The following is a 951-nucleotide window of genomic DNA, read 5'->3' on the forward strand; positions in this document are numbered from 1 at the left end:
CACACCCAATTCCCCGGCACTTCGTACGGCTGCTCGTCTTTGGGCACGAGCGCTTCTTCGAGCAGCTGTTCCATCGATTTTGGTTTGGCCTTGCTCATCGTTCTGACACCTCGAGTCGTTCAGCGACGTGGAGCATTTCGGTTTTGGCCAGTTCGTAGCGGGTCGGGTGTTCGGCCGCTTTCAGTTCGGCAATGACTTCATGGAGCAGCGAGATGGCGAGCTCTAATTTCTCCACCGCTTCTTCAGCCGAGTCGATCGGGTCGGGCAAGTTGTCGTACACGGACAGCGATTCGTCGGCGATGAGACCGATGTCGAGGCTGTCGCCTTTTTTGGCGATGTCGTCGCGGGTGAAGACGTTCCACCGTTCATCGTCGACTTGATGGCGGTCTTCGGCGGTGTAGGCTTTCGTAAATCCGGCGAAATGGTCTTTCGTCAACGGATTGCGCTTGCCAAACGACGGCATGTTCGTGCGAAGATCATACACCCATACTTCTTTCGTGTTGCCCGTGTCTGTTTCCCCGCGGGTGAAGAACAAGACGTTCGTTTTCACCCCTTGGGCGTAGAAAATGCCGGTCGGCAAGCGCAAGATCGTATGGACGTTGCATTTGTCCATCAAGTCGCGGCGGATGTCGGCGCCGACGCCGCCTTCAAACAGCACGTTGTCGGGCACAACGACCGCGGCGCGCGCCTTGCCGTTTGGTCTGAGCGCCCGGTAAATGTGCTGGAGGAAGTTCAGCTGCTTGTTTGACGTCATAAACGTAAAGTCGGTCCGTGTCGCCCGTTCCCCGCCTTTTTTTGTGCCAAACGGCGGGTTTGTCAAAATGACGTCATACCCTTTCAGCCGCTCGCCAAGGGGAGAGAGCGTGTCGCCAAGCAAAATGTCGCCGTGCACATCATGCAAGAGGGCGTTCATGACCGCGAGGCGGTGCGTGTCGCGGACGAGCTCGACCC

General features: G+C 57.5%; 1 protein-coding gene. It reads right to left on the reverse strand.

Annotation, left to right across the window (positions count from 1 at the left end; translation table 11 throughout):
* Nucleotides 1-94: 94 nt before the first annotated feature.
* Nucleotides 95-951: N-6 DNA methylase (locus tag VU18_RS15775; RefSeq protein WP_047758479.1), on the reverse strand; the 857-nt coding region annotated here is incomplete at its 5' end.

Source organism: Geobacillus sp. ZGt-1 (assembly GCF_001026865.1).
Lineage (GTDB): Bacteria > Bacillota > Bacilli > Bacillales > Anoxybacillaceae > Geobacillus > Geobacillus thermoleovorans.